Annotated in this window: 15 protein-coding genes; 6 read left to right on the plus strand and 9 right to left on the minus strand. The window is 71.6% G+C overall.

Annotated elements, in window-relative coordinates; translation table 11 throughout:
• Positions 1–120: 120 nt before the first annotated feature.
• Complete coding sequence (locus F6W97_RS32385; protein WP_155374351.1) at positions 121–654, minus strand: DUF4245 family protein; 534 nt, start codon at positions 652–654, stop codon at positions 121–123.
• A 122-nt stretch (positions 655–776) separates the two neighbouring features.
• On the opposite strand from F6W97_RS32385, the gene glpX reads away from it, so the two are divergent.
• On the plus strand, positions 777–1775 hold the full coding sequence (gene glpX / locus F6W97_RS32390; protein ID WP_155374352.1) for a class II fructose-bisphosphatase: 999 nt from the start codon (positions 777–779) through the stop codon (positions 1773–1775).
• Positions 1772–2716: a DMT family transporter gene (locus F6W97_RS32395; protein WP_155374353.1), complete on the plus strand. Its 945-nt coding sequence runs from the start codon at positions 1772–1774 to the stop codon at positions 2714–2716. Before glpX ends, F6W97_RS32395 begins: the two co-directional genes overlap by 4 nt.
• Before the next feature lie 173 nt (positions 2717–2889).
• Here F6W97_RS32395 and F6W97_RS32400 read toward each other — a convergent pair whose 3' ends face one another.
• Both F6W97_RS32400 and xseA read right to left on the minus strand, forming a co-directional pair.
• A complete protein-coding gene (locus F6W97_RS32400) occupies positions 2890–3132 on the minus strand; it encodes an exodeoxyribonuclease VII small subunit (protein WP_155374354.1) in 243 nt (80 codons plus the stop codon).
• A gap of 91 nt (positions 3133–3223) precedes the next feature.
• Entirely contained in the window at positions 3224–4450 is a 1227-nt protein-coding gene (gene xseA / locus F6W97_RS32405) for an exodeoxyribonuclease VII large subunit (RefSeq protein ID WP_230687159.1), read from the minus strand.
• 10 nt (positions 4451–4460) lie between these two features.
• Here xseA and F6W97_RS32410 point away from each other — a divergent pair, with 10 nt between their 5' ends.
• Complete coding sequence (locus F6W97_RS32410) at positions 4461–5453, plus strand: 4-hydroxy-3-methylbut-2-enyl diphosphate reductase (RefSeq protein WP_155374510.1); 993 nt, start codon at positions 4461–4463, stop codon at positions 5451–5453.
• A gap of 61 nt (positions 5454–5514) precedes the next feature.
• On the opposite strand, the gene F6W97_RS32415 is transcribed toward F6W97_RS32410, so the two are convergent.
• The 5 genes from F6W97_RS32415 to F6W97_RS32435 all read right to left on the minus strand — a co-directional run bounded on the left by F6W97_RS32415 (position 5515) and on the right by F6W97_RS32435 (position 10985).
• Positions 5515–6729, minus strand: coding sequence for a SigE family RNA polymerase sigma factor (locus F6W97_RS32415; RefSeq protein ID WP_155374356.1), 1215 nt, complete (start codon positions 6727–6729; stop codon positions 5515–5517).
• Positions 6730–6897: 168 nt separating this feature from the next.
• Complete coding sequence (locus tag F6W97_RS32420) at positions 6898–8343, minus strand: S10 family peptidase (protein WP_155374357.1); 1446 nt, start codon at positions 8341–8343, stop codon at positions 6898–6900.
• Between the two features lie 31 nt (positions 8344–8374).
• Positions 8375–8929 (minus strand): winged helix-turn-helix domain-containing protein, encoded by a 555-nt coding sequence (locus F6W97_RS41310; RefSeq protein WP_155374358.1) that lies wholly within the window; start codon positions 8927–8929, stop codon positions 8375–8377.
• A 173-nt stretch (positions 8930–9102) separates the two neighbouring features.
• A complete protein-coding gene (locus F6W97_RS32430) occupies positions 9103–9552 on the minus strand; it encodes a methylated-DNA--[protein]-cysteine S-methyltransferase (RefSeq protein WP_155374359.1) in 450 nt (149 codons plus the stop codon).
• A complete protein-coding gene (locus F6W97_RS32435) occupies positions 9549–10985 on the minus strand; it encodes a DNA-3-methyladenine glycosylase 2 family protein (protein ID WP_155374360.1) in 1437 nt (478 codons plus the stop codon). Before F6W97_RS32435 ends, F6W97_RS32430 begins: the two co-directional genes overlap by 4 nt.
• 215 nt (positions 10986–11200) lie before the next feature.
• Between F6W97_RS32435 and ychF the strand changes: the two genes are divergently transcribed.
• The 3 genes from ychF to F6W97_RS32450 all read left to right on the plus strand — a co-directional run bounded on the left by ychF (position 11201) and on the right by F6W97_RS32450 (position 13350).
• Complete coding sequence (gene ychF, locus F6W97_RS32440) at positions 11201–12286, plus strand: redox-regulated ATPase YchF (protein ID WP_155374361.1); 1086 nt, start codon at positions 11201–11203, stop codon at positions 12284–12286.
• 316 nt (positions 12287–12602) lie between these two features.
• Entirely contained in the window at positions 12603–12776 is a 174-nt protein-coding gene (locus tag F6W97_RS32445) for an NUDIX hydrolase (RefSeq protein WP_155374362.1), read from the plus strand.
• Positions 12777–12882: 106 nt separating this feature from the next.
• A complete protein-coding gene (locus tag F6W97_RS32450) occupies positions 12883–13350 on the plus strand; it encodes a DMT family transporter (protein WP_155374363.1) in 468 nt (155 codons plus the stop codon).
• 34 nt (positions 13351–13384) lie between these two features.
• Here F6W97_RS32450 and F6W97_RS32455 read toward each other — a convergent pair whose 3' ends face one another.
• The gene (locus F6W97_RS32455; protein WP_155374364.1) at positions 13385–15460 is read right to left on the minus strand and encodes a hypothetical protein; all 2076 of its coding nucleotides are present in this window, start codon (positions 15458–15460) and stop codon (positions 13385–13387) included.
• Between the last annotated feature and the right edge of the window lie 110 nt (positions 15461–15570).

Consider the following 15570-nt stretch of genomic DNA (forward strand, 5'->3'; position numbering starts at 1 on the left):
ATCGTCTGGTCCCGGCTCGCCCGGCGAGGCAGAAATGGTGAGGAGAATCCGACAGAGCTGTTCCACCGGGCCGGTGCCGTACGGCACCTCGCGCGCGACCGCGTCGGGGCGGCCCCGCCGTCAGCGGGCGATCGCCGCGGCCAGCCCGGTCAGGTCGGCATCCGCGCCGACCAGCAGCGTGGTGGTGTTGCCCGCGGTCCGGGCCAGCGCGGTCTGCCCGTCCGGCCCGCGGAAGCGCTGCCAGGTCACCGTGCCGACCACGGTCTCGCCGTCGGCCTGCGCCTTGCCGTCCAGCTCGTCCTTGACCAGGACGTCCAGCGCGGCGCGGGACTGCACGAGCCGCGCCCCGTGGTTGTCGGGGTCGAGGTAGCCGATGCGCAGCACGCCCGGCTCCCACTTCGCGGTCACGGTCTGCCAGCCCTCGGGAGCGGCCATCGGCAGCGGGGCGAACGAGGCCCGCCCGGCGCTCGCGATCGCGTTCGCCGGGTCGACCGTCACGGCGGTGTCCCAGCCGTAGAACAGCCGGTAGCCCAGCACCAGGAGCAGCACCGGGATCAGCAGCACGCCGAGGGACAGAGCCATGTCCTTCGGGGTGCGGCCGCCCGACGCCGGCACGGACGCCTGCTCGGTCTCGTCGGTCTCCACGCTGCTCACCCCACCATCTTGACCGATGTCACAGGTCACACCGTCACGAGGTCACCGCAACGCAACATCCCGAACGTACGTTCAGCCTGGGGCATGACAGGATCACTTAAGCCGATCGTAGGAGGAGCAGCATGGCGACCCGTACTCCGCAGGATCTCGACCGGAACCTGGCACTCGACCTCGTCCGGGTGACCGAGGCGGCGGCCATGGCCGCGGGCCGCTGGGTCGGCCGGGGCGACAAGGAGGGCGGCGACGGCGCGGCGGTGGACGCCATGCGCAAGCTGATCAACTCGCTGCCCATGGCCGGCACCGTGGTCATCGGCGAGGGCGAGAAGGACAACGCCCCGATGCTGTTCAACGGCGAGCGGGTCGGCGACGGCACCGGCCCCGAGGTCGACGTCGCGGTGGACCCGATCGACGGCACCACGCTGATGAGCAAGGGCATGCCGAACGCGCTGGCCGTGCTGGCCGTCGCCGAGCGCGGCGCGATGTTCGACCCGAGCGCCGTCTTCTACATGGAGAAGCTCGTCGTCGGACCCGAGGCGGCCGACGTGATCGACATCACCGCCGGCTGGACCGAGAACCTGCGCCGTATCGCCAAGGCCAAGCGGGTGCGCGTGTCCGACCTGACCGTCTGCATCCTGGACCGGCCCCGCCACGCCGACCTGATCCGCGAGGTACGCGACGCGGGCGCCCGGATCAACTTCATCTCCGACGGCGACATCGCCGGCGCCATCTACGCCGCCCGCGAGAACTCCGAGGTCGACGTGCTGATGGGCATCGGCGGCACGCCCGAGGGCATCACCGCCGCCTGTGCGCTCAAGTGCCTCGGCGGGGCGATGCAGGCCCGGCTCTGGCCGCAGGACGCCGCCGAGCGGGAGCGGGCCGTCGCCGCCGGGCACGACCTGGACCGCGTGCTCACCAACGACGACCTGGTCACCGGCGAGAACGTGTTCTTCGTGGCCACCGGCGTCACGTCCGGCGACCTGCTGCGCGGCGTGCGCTACCGGGACAACGGCGCGTACACCCAGTCGATCGTCATGCGGTCGAAGTCGGGCACGATCCGCGTCATCGACTCGTACCACCGCCTGGAGAAGCTCGCCGGATACTCGGTGGTCGACTTCGCGTGAGCACGTACACCGAGGTCCGGCCGACCCTCGGGCCCGGCCGGACCGCCGGTGTCGCGCTGTCCGTGCTCGGCGGCAGCTGCCTGGCCCTGCAGTCGCGGATCAACGGCGAGCTCGGCCACCAGCTCGGCGACGGCATCGCGGCCGCCACGGTCTCGTTCGGCGTCGGCCTCGTGGTGATGCTGCTGGCCCTGCCGTGGATGCACCGCAACACCCGCCGCATCGTGCACGCGCTGCGCTCCGGGCAGCTGCGCTGGTGGCAGTGCATCGGCGGGGCCTGCGGCGCGTTCCTGGTCACCACCCAGGGGCTCACCGTGCCCTGGCTGGGCGTCTCGATCTTCATCGTGGCGCTGGTCGCCGGGCAGTCCGCGTCCAGCCTGGCCATGGACCGGCTCGGCGTCGGCCCCGGCGGCACCCGCCTGATCACCCGGAACCGGGCGATCGGGGCGGTGCTGTGCGTGGTGGCCGTGGTCATCGCGGTCGGCGACAGTTTCGGCGACCCGCGCTCGCTCGGCTTCGCCGCACTGCCGCTGCTGGCCGGCATCGGCGTGGCCTGGCAGCAGGGCGTGAACGGGCGGGTGGCGCTGGCCGCGACCTCCCCGTGGCCCGCGACCCTGCTGAACTTCGCGGTGGGCACGGTCGCGCTGCTGGTCGCGCTCGGCGTCGAGACGGCGGTACGCGGCGGCGGCCCGCCGGGCGCGTTCCCCGCCGAACCCTGGCTCTACGTCGGCGGCCCGCTCGGCATCGTCTTCATCGCCATCTCGGCCGCCGTGGTGCACCGCATCGGCGTGCTGCTGCTCGGCCTCGGCATGATCGCCGGCCAGATCCTCGGCGCCCTGACCATCGACGCCGTCCTACCCGGCCCCGCCGGCCGCCCCGACCTGCTCACCCTCACCGGCGCCGCCCTGACCCTCCTCGCCGTCCGCATCGCCTCCCGCGGCTGACGCCCCACCATCCCGCCCGTCCTCGCGCCCTGCCGGGCGCGCCCCCATCTGCCGCAACTCTTAAAGAGTCGCGGCTTCCGGCAGCGTCGATGGCCGCGACTCTTTAAGAGTTGCGGCCGAGGGCGGCGGCCGGGCGGCGGGGCGAGGCGGGCGGGGCGGGCGGGGCGGTGGGGTCAGGGGGCGGCGGCGTCGAGTTTGGCTTTGGCGCCGTCGAGCCAGCGCTGGCAGACGGCGGCCAGGTGCTCGCCGCGCTCCCAGAGGGCGAGGGACTCCTCCAGGGTGCCGCCGCCGGACTCCAGTTTCTGCACCACCTCGGCGAGCTCGCCGCGCGCCTGCTCGTAGGACAGCTTCTCCTCGGCCACCGCCTCGGTGCCCTTGCCCTTGTCGTCGGCCGCAGCCTCGGTGCGCTTGCTCATGCCTTCTCCTCGCTGCGCTCGTCGGCAGCACCGCTTGTGGTCTGCTCGCTGTTTTCACCGGCGGCCGGTCTGCCGCGCCCGGTCTGCCGGTTCACTTCCGGTCCTCGCCGGTGTCGGTCACGGCGGCCGCCAGCTCGCCCTCCGCGAGGCGGAGCCGCAGCACGTCACCGGTCGACACCTCGCCCGCGGCGCGGACCACGTGGCCGTCGGCGCGCTGGACGATGGCGTACCCCCTGGTCAGGGTCGCCGCCGGAGACAACGCGCGCAGCCGGGCCAGGGTGTGCGTGAGGTCGCCCTCGGCCCGGTGCACCCGGTGCGTCAGCGCCCGCGCCGCGCGATCCCGCAGCGCCGCCACGTCGCTCGCCCTGTTCTCGATCATCTGGTACGGCTTGGCCAGCGCCGGCCTGCTGCGCAGGCTGTCCAGGCGCTGCTGCTCACGCTCGACGCGGTGCCGCATCGCCCGGTTGACCCGCCCCCGGGCCTGCCCGATCAGGCGGATCTCGTCACCCAGATCGGGGACCACCCGCTTGGCCGCGTCCGTCGGCGTCGACGCGCGTACGTCGGCCACCCAGTCGACCAGCGGAGTGTCCGGTTCATGCCCGATCGCGGAGATCACCGGCGTACGGCAGGCGAACACCGCCCGACACAGCGCCTCGTCGCTGAACGGCAGCAGGTCCTCGACCGCGCCGCCGCCACGGGCCATGATGATCACGTCCACGCTCTCGTCGGCGTCCAGCGACTGCAGCGCCCCGATGATCGAGGGGACCGCGGTCGGCCCCTGCACGGTGACGTTGACCACTCGGAAGTCCACGGCCGGCCAGCGGCGGCGGGCGTTGGTGAGCACGTCGCGCTCCGCGGCGCTGGCCCGTGCCGTGATCAGGCCGACCCGGCGGGGCAGGAACGGCAGCCGCCGCTTGCGCCGCGGGTCGAACAGCCCTTCGGCCTGCAGCAGCTTCTTCAGCTGCTCCAGGCGGGCCAGCAGCTCGCCCACGCCCACCTGGCGGATCTCGTCGGCACGCAGGCTCAGCGTGCCGCGCTGGGCGAACCACTCGGGCTTGGCGTGCAGGACCACCCGCGCACCCTCGCTGAGCTGCGGCGCACCGCTGTCCAGCACGTCCCGGCTGGCGGTCACCGTCAGGCTCAGGTCGGCGGACGGGTCGCGCAGGGTGAGGAACACCGTGGCCGACCCGGGACGCCGGGAGAGCTGCGCCACCTGCCCGTCAACCCAGATCCAGCCCAGTCGCCCGATCCAGGCACTGATCTTCTGGCTGACCACTCTTACGGGCCACGGCTGCTCCGCCGAGCTCTGCTCCGTCACAGGGCTCACCATAGGCCGACGGTACGATGGTCGGGTGATCGAGACTCCTCGCAAGCGTGTCCTGCTGGCCAAGCCCCGTGGTTACTGTGCCGGCGTGGACCGCGCCGTGCAGACCGTCGAGGAGGCGCTGAAGCTCTACGGCGCCCCCATCTACGTGCGCAAGGAGATCGTGCACAACAAGCACGTCGTCACCACCCTGCAGGCCAAGGGCGCCATCTTCGTCGAGGAGAACGAGGAGGTCCCCGAGGGCTCCACGGTCATCTTCTCGGCGCACGGCGTCGCCCCGGTGGTGCACGACCAGGCGCGCGAGCGCAACCTCAAGGCGATCGACGCCACCTGCCCGCTGGTGACCAAGGTCCACCACGAGGCGAAGCGGTTCGCCGCGGACGACTACGACATCCTGCTCATCGGCCACGAGGGCCACGAGGAGGTCATCGGCACCTCCGGCGAGGCCCCCGAGCACATCCAGCTCGTCGACGGCCCCGGCGGCGTGGACGCGGTGACCGTGCGCGACCCGAGCAAGGTCGTCTGGCTGTCGCAGACCACGCTCAGCGTCGACGAGACCATGGAGACCGTGGCCAAGCTGAAGGAGAAGCTGCCGCTGCTGCAGTCGCCGCCCAGCGACGACATCTGCTACGCGACGCAGAACCGCCAGCAGGTGATGAAGCAGATCGCGCCCGACTGCGACGTGATCCTGGTGGTCGGCTCGCGCAACTCCTCGAACTCGGTGCGCATGGTCGAGGTCGCCGTGAACGCGGGCGCCCGCCAGGGCCACCTGATCGACTTCGCGCACGAGATCGACCCGGCCTGGCTGGACGGCGCCACCACGGTCGGCCTGTCCTCCGGCGCGAGCGTCCCCGAGGAGCTGGTCACCGACGTGCTGGCCCGCCTGGCCGAGCTGGGCTTCGCCGACGTCGAGGAGGTCGTCACGGTGCAGGAGCGCCTGATCTTCTCCCTGCCCCAGGAGCTCAAGCGCGACATGAAGGCCGCCGCCGCCTCCTGACCCGTACGCAGAAAGGGCACCGCCACGTCGTGGCAGGTGCCCTTTTCTGACGGCTGCCGGGTCAGCAGCCGCTTGCGCTGCCGAGCCTGTCGGAGCTGAAGGCGCTGTCGCGCTCGCCCGCCGGGATCGTGGACGGGAAGCCGACCGCGTTGCGCCCGTAATACCAGGCTGCGGCGGCGCAGTCGTCGACCTCGACCGTCGTGGACCAGGACAGCTTGTCCTTGTCCAGGTCCGCGGAGCCCGAATGGGCCAGGTGCAGCACCCCGTCGGCGTCCACGGTGTAGCTGACCCACCACACGCGCCGGGTCGTGCCGCAGAACTCCGGCGCGCCGCCCACCCCCTGCGCGGTGAACTGGAGCGCGGTGCCGTCGGCCGTGGCGCTGACGCTGACCGACACCTGGCAGGCCGGGGACGGCGAGGGCTTGGGCGACGCGGTCGGCGAGCCGGCGGGCGGGTTGCCCGGTCGCGGCGACGCGGTCCGGGTCGGCGTCGGTCGCGCCGCGGAGGCACTGGGCCCGGGGCTCGGCGTCGCCGTCGGGCCGCTCGGGGACGGGACGGGATCCTCGGTGCCGGACGGCTCGGGCCAGGGCGTGTCGGCGAGGGCGCTCGCGGACACCTCCGGCGCGGCGGTGCCGCCGGCCGGCGCGGCGGGCCATCGCATCACCACCACGACCGCCGCCACCAGCACGGCCACCGCCCCGGCGGCCACCAGCGACCGGGTACGCCGCGGGCGGCGGCGGGACGTCTTGAGCGAGTGCGAAGCGGTACGCGGCGCCGCCGCCGGGGCCTGCGCGCGGGACCGGGGCGTCGTGATCTCCCAGCCGGTGCACAGCTGCGCGAACATCGCGGCCGGGTCCTGCCCCGGCAGCGAGTTGGCCAGGTATTCCAGGGCCTCGTCCCACTGCGCGGCGGGGATGGCGGTCGCGCCGAGCGCGACGTACTCGTGGGAGGGCACGTCGGCCAGCAGCAGCACCACCGTCCGGCGGGTGGCCGGGTCGAGCACGGCGAGCGCGGCCACCATCGCGGGGTGGGACTCGTCGCCGCTGGGGCGGGCCGTGCCGAGCCACCGCTCGTCGACGCGCTGCCAGGCCTCCTGGCGGGCCCAGCGGATCGGGTCCTCCTGCCGCTCCAGCCTGGTCCACCGGCTGCCCGCCAGGCTGAACACCTCTTGGGCGATCTCGGCCGCGGCGGCGCGGTCGCCGGTGTACGCGTAGATCTCGGCGGCGATCCGGGGTTGCCAGATCTGCTGGTACTCCCGGAAATCGGACGACGTCACGGACGGCTCCTCAGTAGGCACGGCGCACCGAGCCTAGATGCGATCGGCCAGATGTGGACCATCCGATTCGGTGATTTACTTCTCCACCGAGCGCTCCACCACGAACGGGCACGTCGGCGGTGACCGCCGGCGTCCGATGTGGCGCCGCCGGTCACCGTCGACGTGACGTCAGGCCGTGACGAACTCTGCCAGGTGCTGGGCCTGGGCCAGGCGGCTCGGCTCGTGCACGTACATCATGTGGCCGGCCTCGTAGTACTTGAACTCGATGTTGCCCCGCAGCTCGGCGGGGATCTCCAGGTGCGCGAAGGTGTGCTCGGAGGCGTAGTACGGCGTCGCGCCGTCGTGGTAGCCGCAGGCCACCTGGACCCGCAGGTGCGGGTTGGCGCGCATCGCGGCGGCCAGCTTGTCGGCCACGTTGACGTGCTGCCCCTCGAACTCCTTGAACGACCACGGGTGCACGTCCGCGGTGAGCGTCTTGTACGGCAGGTCGTTGCGGTACCCCAGGTCGGCCCGCAGGTACTGGTTGATCGCCGCGGTGTACGGCCCCATGATCGCGTCCAGGGACGGGTCGCTGGACCAGTGCTCGCGCCCGTAGTCGGCGTCCCAGCCCAGGAAGCGCCCGTCCAGGCGGCCCACCGTGCGGCGGCGCGAGCGCAGCAGCTCGGTGAAGAAACGCACGTGCTCGGGGCGCAGGTCGACCCGGTCCACGTAGTCGGGGTCCAGTCCGGTCAGCCGGGCCAGCGCGCCGACCGCCGCGGTGCGCTCGGCCTCGGACAGCCGTGCGCCGCGGGCCAGTGCCCACGGGTAGGTGCGGTCGGCGAACTCCTCCGCCTCGGCCAGCACCTCGCCCAGCGGCCGGTCCCCGTGCAGCCCGTGGTAGTGCGCGATCGCCGCGTACGTCGGCAGGAACAGCGGGTACGCCCCGTCGAGGTGTGGGTGGAACTCCAGCGTGCCGATGTTGAGCACACTGGAGACCAGCATCAGCCCGTTGAGCCACATGCCGTGCCGGTCCTGCAGGTGGTGGGCCAGCGCCGCGGCGCGCAGCGTGCCGTACGACTCGCCGCACAGGTACTTCGGGGAGGTCCACCGCCCGTGCCGGGACGTCCACAGCCGGATCAGCTCGCCGACGCTGTCCACGTCGCCGCTGAAGCCGTGGTGCTCCCTGCTCTTGCCGCCCTTGACCGCGCGCGAGTAACCGGTCGACACCGGGTCGATGAAGACGAGGTCGGAGTGGCGCAGCAGGGTCTCGGCGTTGTCGGCGAGCCCGTACGGCGGGGGCGTCAGCGCGCCCGCGTCACCCATCACCACCCGGCGCGGCCCGAGCAGCCCCAGGTGCAGCCACACGCTGGACGACCCGGGGCCGCCGTTGAAGGCGAACGTCACCGGCCTGGTAGCCGGGTCGGCGCCGTCCAGCGTGTACGCGACCACGAACATCTCGGCCTTGGCCTGGTGCCCGTCGAACGCGTCGTCGGTGTGCGACTCGGCGCGCACCACCAGCCGGCCCGCGGTCGCGGTGTAGCGGAGCCCGTTGACCTCGTGATGGGTGACGCTGAGGTCGTCGGCGGGCTCGGCGGCCGGGGTGGGAGCGCCGTTGTTCTTCTGCTCGTCTGCCATGGCGACAGACCCTACTGCGGCCAGATCGGAGTCAGGCGGCGCGCCGCAGCCCGATCCCGTTGCCGGGCTCCAGCCGGTAGCCGAAGCCGTGCACGGTGGCCAGGCCGGTGCCGTGCTCGCCGAGCTTGGCACGCACCCGCCGGACGTGGACGTCCACGGTGCGCTCGCCGCTGAACTCGTGCCCCCAGACCGCCCGCATCAGCTGCAGCCTGGTGAACGCCGCGCCGGTGTGGCGCACCAGGAAGAACAGCAGCTCGAACTCGCGGCGGGTGAACCGCACCGGCTCGCCGTGCACGGTGACCGTGCGGCTCGTCGTGTCGATCAGCACCGGGTTCTCCGGCGGCGGCGGTGCCGCCGGGAGCTCGGGCGTGGCGAGCTCGCCGTCCCAGACCGTGTCGCGCAGCGGTTCCGCGTCGGCCAGCGCGTGCACCAGACGGGTGGCTGCGCTGGCCGCGTCGGGGCCGGTCAGCTTGAGGGTCAGCGTGACCGTGAGCGGTTCGTCGCCGTCCGCCGGGATGGCGGCGGAGCGGCGGACGGTCTGGAGCGGCACGTCGGTGTACGCGGGCTCGGTGAGCGTGACTGTCATCTCGGAACTCCTGGTCGTTGCGGGTCGGGTGGGCAGGTGCGCGATTGCCCGGCGACATCGGAACGTTCGCGGCACGGGACCCTCCACGAGCGACTCAGCAATTACCTGAACAGCGTAACTCGATAACTCCTATCGGGCTAGTAGGAAATCCATGACTCCGCGTGAGCCCCGTCTCAGCGGTGCGTGGACTCGTGCTCGAGCAGCCACCGCTTGACGTCCAGGCCCCACCGGTAGCCGCCCAGGGTGCCGTCGGTGCGCAGCACCCGGTGGCAGGGGACGATCAGCGCGACCTGGTTGCGCGCGCAGCCCTGGGCCGCCGCGCGGACCGCCGCCGGGCGGCCGGTCAGCTCCGCGAGCCGGGTGTACGAGACCGGCCCGTCCAGCGTGCGCAGCATGTCCCAGCACTGCTCCAGATACGCCGTGCCGTGCTGGTTCACCGCGATGCCGTCCAGGGCCGACAGGTCGCCGTCGAAGTAGGCGCGCACCGCCGCGACCGCCTCGGCCGGAACCTCGCCGGGAGTGGCCCACTCGGGCGGCACGGTGGTGTCGAACACGGCGGCGGTGACCGCCGTGCCGTCGCCGGTCATCGTGAACGGGCCGGCCGGGGTGTCGATCGTGATCATGCTGCTCTCCAGAGTCGGATCTGCGCGTACGAGCGCCATGGCCGCCAGCGTTCGGCGTGCCGGGCCAGGTCCGCGGGGTCTTCGGGCAGGCCGAGCGCCTTCGCGCCACGGCGGGTGCCCAGGTCGGTGGTGAGTAGGACGTCGGGGTCGCCCAGCGCCCGCAGGGCGATGTAGTCGGCGGTCCACGGGCCCACCCCGGGCAGCGCCAGCAGCGCCTCCCGGGTCGCGGCCCGATCGCTGCCCGCGTCGAGCCGCAGCCCGTCGCGCACCGCCCCGGCCACCGCGCGCAGCGTGCGCCGCCGCGACGCCGGCATCGAGAACGCCTCGTCGGGCAGCTCCAGCAGCTGCTCCGGGGTGGGGAAGACGCGGGTGGGCAGGCCCGGCCGGTCCGCCGCGGCGTCGGCGGGCGGGCAGAGCCGGGCCAGCACGGTACGCGCGCCCGCCACGCTGATCTGCTGGCCGACCACCGCCCGCACCGCCATCTCGAACCCGTCCACGCTGCGCGGCAGCCGTACGCCCGGCTCGGCGGCGACGACCGAGGCCAGCGCGGGATCGGCGGCCAGCACCGCGTCCACGGCCGCCGGGTCGGCGTCCAGGTCCAGCAGCCGCCGGCACCGGGCCACGGCGGGCGTCAGATCCCGCATGTCCGACAGCCGCAGCTCTGCCTCGATGAACCCGGAACCTGTCTCGTCGCCCCGTGCTCCGGCCGCGGGCCACAGGGTGACCGTCGCGAAGCCGTGCGGCAGGCTCATCGACCGGGTGTACCGGCCGTCGGCATAGCTGTCGACGCCGTCGATCGTCCGTGCGCCGAGGAAGCCGAACAGCGCCCCGGTGTGCAGCGGCGCGCGGTAGCTCAGCCGCAGCGACACCACCCCGTCCACCGGAACGTCCTCGCGCCGCAGCGTGGACGGCGCGCAGCCGTACACCTCGCGGAATGTGTCGTTGAACTGCCTGATGCTGCCGAACCCGGCCGCGAACGCGATCTCCGACAGCCCGAGCCCGGTCTTCGTGATCAGCGTCTTGGCGGTCTGCGCCCGCTGGGTCCGCGCCAGCGCCAGCGGCCCCGCCCCCAGCTCCTCGGTCAGCAGCCGGTTCAGATGCCGCTCGGTGTACCCGAGCCGCGAAGCCAGCTCCGGCACCCCGCCCCGGTCCACGACCCCGTCCCCGATCAGCCGCACCGCCCGCGCCGTCACATCGGCCCGGTTGTCCCACTGGGGCGACCCCGGCACCGCGTCCGGCGCACACCGCCGACAGGCCCGAAACCCGTTCCGCGCCGCAGCCGCCGCGCTGGGGAAGTACTTCACGTTCTCCGACTTGGGCGTCCGCGCCGGACAAGACGGCCGGCAGTAGATCCCCGTCGACGTCACCCCGAACCAGAACCGCCCGTCAAACCGCCCGTCCCGACTGCTCACCGCCCGGTAATAACTCTCCACGCCCCCAACCCTGCCCGCCCCCACCCCAACCTGCTAGCGGAAATCGGACCTCTCCCTCTCCCGCGACGATCTTGCGTGAACTGTGGGTACGACACGCTCATACCACCCAAAAGGGCAACAGTTCGCGCAAGATCGTCGTGATCTCGGCGATGGGGGTCACGGGGGAGAGGGCGGGGAGCGGGGGAGGCGGGGGTGGGTCAGTAAGCTTTGATGTCGTGAGCCTCAGCATCGGCATCGTCGGCCTGCCCAACGTCGGCAAGAGCACCCTGTTCAACGCGCTGACCCGCAACAACGTGCTCGCGGCGAACTACCCGTTCGCCACGATCGAGCCCAACGTCGGCGTTGTCGGGCTGCCCGACCAGCGGCTGGACAAGCTCGCCGAGATCTTCTCCTCGCAGCGCATCCTGCCCGCGCCGGTGAGCTTCACCGACATCGCGGGCCTGGTCAAGGGCGCTTCGAAGGGTCAGGGCAAGGGCAACGCCTTCCTCGCCAACATCCGCGACTGCGACGCCATCTGCCAGGTCGTCCGCGCCTTCAGCGACCCGAACGTGGTCCACGTCGACGGCAAGGTCTCGCCGAAGGACGACATCGAGACCATCAACACCGAGCTGATGCTCGCCGACCTGCAGACCATCGAGAAGGCGCTGCCGCGGCTGGAGAAAGAGGTCCGGGTCCGCAAGGACCGGGCCGGCATCGTCGCCGCCGCGAAGGCCGCCCACGCCGTCCTCGACAGCGGCACCACGCTGTTCGCCGGCGCGGCCAAGGCCGGCATCGACCTCGCCGAGCTGCGCGAGCTGCACCTGATGACGGCCAAGCCGTTCCTGTACGTCTTCAACGTCGACGAGGCCGAGCTGCACAACGCCGAGTTCCTCGACGAGCTGCGCGCCCTGGTCGCCCCGGCCGAGGCCGTCTTCATGGACGCGAAGATCGAGTCCGAGCTGATCGACCTGTCCCCGGAGGACGCGGCCGAGATGCTGGAGTCCATCGGCCAGTCCGAGCCGGGCCTCAACCAGCTCATCCGGGTCGGCTTCGGCACGCTCGGGCTGCAGACGTACCTCACCGCGGGCCCGAAGGAGGCGCGCGCCTGGACCATCCCGGTCGGCGCGACCGCCCCCGAGGCCGCCGGGGTCATCCACACCGACTTCCAGCGCGGCTTCATCAAGGCCGAGATCGTGGCGTACGACGACCTGGTCGCGAACGGCTCCATGGCGGCGGCGAAGGCGGCCGGCAAGGTCCGCATGGAGGGCAAGGAGTACGTCATGTCCGACGGCGACGTGGTGGAGTTCCGCTTCAACGTCTGACCGCCGCCCGAGGCGGTGTCCCGTCACGGGGCACCGCTTCCGAGGGTGGCTGATCGAGATTCTGGGGTTGATCTGCTTGTTCGGTCGGAGGCGCAAGTGCGCTAACGATCTCTTCAGGAGACGGACTCAAGGCTTCGCGCTCCTTCCTGTATCTCGCAAGCCATTCTTCCCTGGTGTGGTGCCTGTGAATCCTCAATGCCGCTTCCAGGCTCCTTATGTCATAGGACAAGCGATTTATGTCTGTGACCGTGAACTGGCGTTCCTCTGAGCCCTTCCTGAGGCGGCTGCGGATGAAGTGATACACGCGTTCGTCCTCGTGGACCGTGGGCGAAGGTATGCAATCTTCCTGCATCCACATGAAGTCCCCCAGCTGATCGAGTACGCCGAGTTCCTCTGGCTGGCCGCCCACGAGCTGCACACCGTGCCCTGGCTCCCGGCCGACGCCGCCATCGTCGCGGCTCTTCCGAAGTTCATGGGCGACGGCGCCTGACGGGAAGATCTGTTTTTGTGGACGCTGGACGCCCCCAGAGCGACGTCCAGCGTCCACAAAAACAGATCTTGGCCTGCGGCTCGCAGCCGAGATAGTGGCAAGGCGGTTGAAGCAGGCACAGCGGCGGGCGCCGACAGGCGCGCAGGCCGCGAGCGCCAAGCTGCGCGAGCGCCAAGCCGTGAGCTACGTGTTCATGGGCCGTTTCCTGACCGGCCGGGGCATCGCGCCCCTCATGCTGTCCGCCGGCCAGCTGGGGGCTGCCACGGTGCTACTGGCGCTCGCGTTGCCGGTGTTCGGGCGGCAGGAGATCACGTGGCGGGCCGATGCCGTGGTGAGTGTGGCCGTCCTGGGCGCGCTGGGCACCGGCGTGGCTTACGTCCTCAACTACCCGCTCATCACCGACGTGGGCTCGACCGCGGCGTCGGTGGTCACCTACCTGCTACCCGTGGTGGCGATCGTCCTCGGTGCCGCCCTCCTCGGCGAGGCGCTGACCGTGGCCATGGTGGGCGGCACGGTTCTCGTCCTGGTGGGAGTGCTGCTGACCCAGCGCGGAAAGAGGGAGCCGGTCGGCTGACGACCGGCTCCCTCTGCCCTGCGGTGAGGCGAGGTCAGCCCTGCTGTTCCTGTACGGAGAAGTACAGGTAGATCGGGTTCGACACGAGCCCGTCGGCGCTGAGGCTGCGTACCTGCATCGTGTACCAGGCGTACGGCTCCCCGGCGTACTGCGGCGTCCAGGTGGTGGTCGCCTTGCCGTCGGCGCCGGCGGGCACGGTCACCGCGTCGAAGCCGTCGATCTGGTACGTGTACGACACCACGTTGTCGGCCTGTGGGCTGAACCCGAAGCTGATCGGCTGGCCGAACACTCCGGCGACCTGCCCCCACTCGGGACCGTCGACGATCGGCGCGACGGTCTCGACCCGGAAGCCGTAGTAGGACATCTCCGATTCGGTGCCGTCGGCGGTGCGGGAGTACACGACGACGTACTGCCAGTCGAACGCGTTCGCCGTCCAGGACACGGTGGCGCTGCCGTCGGGGCCTGCGGCCACGGTCTGCGGTTCCATGTCGTTGATCGACCAGACGTACTCCGTCACGCCGGCCATGTGCGGCCGGAACGCGAACGTGCCGGTGCTGCCGAACTTCTTACCCGTCTCGTTCTCCGGCCAGTCGGGCGACGAGACGAACGGCGTCGTGGTGGACACGAGGTACGTCCAGGCGTCGCTGGATCGCAGCCCGGCCGCGGTGACGCTGCGGACCCGGATCTCGGTGTAGCTGTCCTGCGGGGTGACGGTGATCTGCGCCGTGCCGTCGGCGGCCGCGGCGACGGTCTGCTCAGGCCCGTAACCGATGGTGTACGCGTACGAGACGACGCCCGCCATGCTGGGCCGGAACACGATGCGGTGGGGCTCGCCGTACCAGGCCTCGGGGTCGAGGTCCTCGATGGTCGGGGACGTGGAGTTGACGTAGAGGTAGTAGTAGGTGGTGTCGGACCAGTTGCCCGCCTTGTCGAGGCCGCTGACCTGGAGCTGGACCGGGCCGTCGTCCGTCGGCGTGATGGTGACGGTGGCCTTGCCGTCCGCGTCCGCGGCGACGTAGGAGCGAGCGCCCCAGAGGCCGTAGCTGAAGCCGTCCAGGTCGCTGACGCCGGGCAGGCTGAAGGTGAACTCGCCGGGGATGCCGCCGCCGCCGCTCCAGACGTTCTGCGGGTAGTCGGTGGAGGTCACGGTCGGCGCGCCGACCGGCCGGACCGTGTCGGTGGTGAACCGGCACTCCTCGGACCAGCCCGTCTCCGAGTCCCTGTCGTGCGACTTGACCTGGAACGCGTACGTGCCGTCGGTCAGCGAACCGTACGGCAGGTGCAGGCTGATCCGGGACTCGGGCGAGGTCGAGATGCCGACGTTCTCCCATTCGCGGCGGGCCGACGGGTCGTCGACGGGCCACAGTGCGAACGTCGCGTAGACGAAGTCGCCGTTGCCGCCTTCCGGGGCGTCGGAGTCACCGGTCTGGGCGCTGAGCACCGGTCCGCGGCTGCCGGTCAGGATCGGTGCGGGGCCGTTGCACGAGGACTGGTCGACCTTGAGCGCGGTCGGCGTGAACGGGGTGGTGTTGGCGTCGATCGAGATGCCGAAGTCGCGGCGGAAGGTCCGGCCGAGGTGCGTGTTGCCTTCGTTGTCCTCGGGGATGCGCATCTCGATGGTCAGCGTGCCGTCCCCGTGGGCCACCGCGTCGCGTACCGCGTCGAGGGCGTCGACCTCCAGGTAGCCCGACGGGCAGCCGTAGTAGCTGACCGTGAACTCGCCCAACTTCGCCAGCGCGGCGGGCGGGTTGTTCCAGGTGGTCTGGGCGGTCACCGCCGCGGTGCGCCACACTTCGACGCGCCGCTGCTTGGTGCAGTCCTCGACCTGGACCTCACGGGCGACGGCGTACGCGTTCTTGATCAGCTTGCCGCGGTAGGCCGACAGGTCGAAGGTGAAGAAGGAACGCGACACGTGCTTCTTGTGGTTCTCGTCCCGCCGGGCGCCGACCGGCGCGTTGCCGGGTACGTCGACAAAGGCGGTGTTCGGCTGGTACGAGTCCGTGTAGGCCAGCGAGTCGGCCCGGACGAACTTGATCAGCGATGCGCCGGCGGGTGGCGCGCCGACCAGTAGTGTCGCCGCGGCGGTCGTCACCGACAGCGCCGTGGCCATGGCGGATCGCCATCCCCCGTGTCTCAATCGCACAGATGCCTCCCCAGGCTTGGTGGGTCACGGCGGGATGCCGGACGGCGCACAGTTTAGGAGGAGCGGTCCTGCCGTGC

This window comes from Catellatospora vulcania (genome assembly GCF_009720385.1).
In the GTDB taxonomy this organism is placed as follows: Bacteria; Actinomycetota; Actinomycetes; order Mycobacteriales; family Micromonosporaceae; genus Catellatospora; species Catellatospora vulcania.